Origin of the sequence: Azohydromonas australica DSM 1124 (genome assembly GCF_000430725.1) — a bacterium.
Classification (GTDB): domain Bacteria; phylum Pseudomonadota; class Gammaproteobacteria; order Burkholderiales; family Burkholderiaceae_C; genus Azohydromonas; species Azohydromonas australica.
This window is the reverse complement of the sequence record NZ_AUMO01000150.1, coordinates 1-3,618: the sequence shown is the minus strand read 5'-3', so window position 1 is coordinate 3,618 and position 3,618 is coordinate 1. Positions and strand designations below refer to the sequence as shown.

The 3,618-nt window shown below is 67.9% G+C and carries 1 protein-coding gene; it reads right to left on the bottom strand.

The annotated features are described in order from the left end of the window. Positions 1–981 precede the first annotated feature (981 nt). The gene (locus H537_RS44180; protein ID WP_051242979.1) at positions 982–2,922 is read right to left on the bottom strand and encodes a hybrid sensor histidine kinase/response regulator; all 1,941 of its coding nucleotides are present in this window, start codon (positions 2,920–2,922) and stop codon (positions 982–984) included. Between the last annotated feature and the right edge of the window lie 696 nt (positions 2,923–3,618).

Here is a 3,618-nt window from a genome sequence, read left to right as displayed (position 1 = left end):
TTCAACGGCGCCACATCGACTACGGATACGGCCACCAACCGCGACTACCTCAAGGAGGAACACACCCAGCGCAGGTTTGCGACGCTCTACAGACGTGATGTCACACCGGTCAGACCAGCACCCCGGGATCCTGCTTTTTCGCACGGCTGAGCGATCAAGCCGACAAAATTTTGAGGACGGGGTGCGCAGATCTCATCGAGGCTGCGGGCGTGCCTACAGGGCTTGCCCATCAAGCGAGCCGTATACATGCGTGCAGACCAGTTCCATCACAACGTAGAGCTTGCAAAAGGCGTCGGCTCCATACATTCGAAGAAGTACGACACCCCCTACCTGTACCTGGCAGCGGGCACAGAGGAAGAGCCGGGCAGAGCTGGACGTGGACGGCATGGCAGCGTCCGTAGCGGGCCGCAGGTCTCGCGCGCTGTCAACTCCCACGCGCTGCATGACCGCAGCTTGAACGCCTGGTTCCGCCACCCTTGCCGCCCTGCAGGGCGGCAAGGGTGGCGGCCTCCTTCAGAGCTCGTCGCCGAAAAGCGCGCCGTGACTGCCAGAAAACCGCGTTTTTAGACCGCCATCAACAGGGCACCTGGCGGTGAGATCTCGCGCAGGGCCTGGACTGCCTGGATTGGGATGTGCGCTGCAGGGATCTGCTCCGGCTTGACCCTCGGTGTAGAACTGAACTACGCCGACTGGGCCGCGCGGCTTCCCGGCGAAGACATTGCCACCGTTGAGGCTGCGGTGACGCGGGCGCTCGACCCGGTGGACGAGTTGGCTTGCGACTACTGCGTGCGCCGTCGGGACGGGATCCTGCGCTGGGTGTCGGCTCTGGTCAGTGCGTCCTTCGAGGCCGACCCCGGCTCGACGGCCGGGCACCGCCCCGTGCTGGTCCAGGGGACGATCCAGAACGTGACGCTGCGGCACGCGGCCGCGGCCGCTTTGGCGTGCAGCAACGAGCTAGCCCGAGGGACCCCCGATGCCTTCTCAGCCACCCGGGCGGTGCGCCCAGACATCGGTCGCAGAGCCCGAACCGGCCTGAGGCAATGCAAGCGCCAGCGTGACGCCGAAGGTGCTGCCGGTGCCAGGGATGCTCTGCAGCGTTAGCTGCCCGCCCATCATCCGCACCAGGTGCCGCACGATGGACAACCCTAGCCCCGTGCCGCCATAGCGGCGCGTGGTGGAACTGTCAGCCTGCGTGAAGGGCTCGAAGATGCGCGCGTGCTGCTCCTCAGCGATGCCGATGCCCGTGTCCGCGACTTCCAGCTGCAGTAGCACCTGCCCGGCCTCGTGCGGGCGTACCCACACACGCAGCGTGACACTGCCAGCTGCAGTGAACTTCACCGCGTTGCCCAGCAGGTTCAGCAGCACTTGGCGCAAGCGTAACGGATCACCCAGCAGGCGCAGAGGCAGCTCCGACACGAAGTCCGCGGACAAGGCCAAGCCCTTGGCGTCGGAGAGCGGTCGCACCATCGTCAGCACCCCCTCCAGCAGTGGCGCTGGCTCGAAGTCCACCTGCTCCAAGACCATCTCGCCGGCCTCGATGCGCGAGAGGTCTAGCACGTCGTTCACCAATGCCAGCAACTGCTCGCCGGCGTCGTGGATGTGGCCGGCGAAGCGCGCGGCGTCGGGGGGAAGTCCGCCTTGGTGCTGCAGCAGCTGGCTGAAGCCGATGACGGCGTTGAGCGGGGTGCGCAACTCATGGCTCATGTGGGCCAGGAACCCGCTCTTGGCCTGGCTAGCGGCCTCGGCGGCCAAGCGCGCCTGCTCCAGCTCGGCCGTGCGCCGTGCCACCAGCGCCTCCAGGTGGTGGCGGTGCGCATCGAGCTCCTGGTTCAGGCGCACCTTCTCGGCCATGTCCGCCGCCAGCGCCGCGTCGCGCTGGCTCAGCAGCGCTCCCGCGCGCACCAGGGCCGCCGCGACTTCGGCCGCTTCCCGGACATGGACCTGCGGGACGGGCACGGCTTCGCCGCGGCCCAGGGCGGCGGCCGGCGCGGTGAGGGCCTCGAAGGAGCGCGCGATACGATCCCCCGCCAGCCGGGCGATCACCAGGCCGGTGCCCAGCAGTGCGACCAGGCCCAGCCCGAGCAGCGCCATGGAACGGTAGAGCCCCGCGGCCAGCGCCTGGCGCGGGATGCCGATGGCCACCTGCCAGCGCGTCACCGGCGAGCGTGTGTAGGCCGACAGCACCTCGATGCCCTCGATGGTGCGGGCGTGCAGCACGCCTTCAGGTGCCCTGCCCATCGCCTGCAACAGGTCGGGCGACGCCTTGCGGCCCACGAACTGCTCCGGCGCATGGCTGCGGCCGATGGTCGTGCCCACGCTGTCGAACACGCCCACCACCCAGTCGGCGGGCAGGCGCTGCGCGGCCAGCAGCGCATTGAAATGCTGCGACAGGATGCCGATGCCCAGCGAGTAGGCAATGCGGCCGTTGATCCGTACGGGCACGTCGAGGCCGACGACGGCGCGCTTGAGCACGCCGCCGATGAAGACATCGCTGAGCACCGGCTCGCCCGTGGCAAAGACGCGCTGCACAAGCTGTGGATCGACGCGCCTGGGCAGCGAGGTCCCGAACTCTCTGGCGGTGTTGACGAGTTGCTGCCCGGACTCGTCGCTGAGCACGATGTTCGTAGCCAGTCCCGACAAGGCCACGGCTTGGCTGGCCTGCCGGTGGAAGCGGGCGAGATCGCCGGCGGCCAGGGCATCGGATGTGGCCAGCACCTGCGCAATGGCCTGTACCCGCATCAGGTGGTAGTCCACGGCCTGCATCAGGGCCCGGGCCGTCTGCAGTGTGCTGTCCTCCAGTTGCTGCTGCCCCTGGCGGTACTGGTAGAGCAGCAGCAAGGCGCCGCCAAGCACGCCGGGCAGCAGGCAGGCCAGCAGCGACAGCGCCAGCAGGCGGCGCACGGCCCAGCCGGGTGCACGCACCGCGGTATTGACAGGAGCCGCCTGGGCCGGTTCGGGAGAGCGACTCGATCGAAGCACGTCTGTGTACGAGTTTGTTTGCCCTCCAGTGTCGCCGCTGAAATCCTGTGCATCGGCGCGCCGGCCGTGCAGGGCGGCTCGGAAGCATGGCTTGCGCTGCCACGATGATCCCAAGGAGACACAGCCAAAGGCTTGCGACCGACTTTGGAGACCAGTCTGCCGTGGGAGGGCCCCATCGGCGGCAAGATCACCGGACAGACCCACGCGCAAATGCGCCCGGAGACCGGCGGCGCCACGGTACGCGCAGGCAACCTGCTCAATCCCGCAGGGGGCACATTGGCAATTTCGAGCTGAGGACGCTGCCTTCGCCCGGGCTGGCTGTGCATGGACAGCGTGCCACCCAATCGCCTTGCCGGCCGATGTCTATGGCACCAACCGCGCGCCGCGCGCTTCGTACTCGCCGCGGGCCAGCAACGACTTCGAGGCCGTGCAGGCGTAGGTAGCGTTGCCCGTGACAGCGGCCATGCAGAGGCATACCGCGAGGAAGCTGAGCCCCTCATGCTCTGGAATACGCCCTGAGCTACATATGGCCTTCACAGTGGCGAACAGGGGTGAACTCTAAATCTGGTGAGGTTCTATAGTCGTATCCCGCAAGGGCAGGTGTCGCGCGAGGGCTCCACGAGCCGCCGGCACCACCGC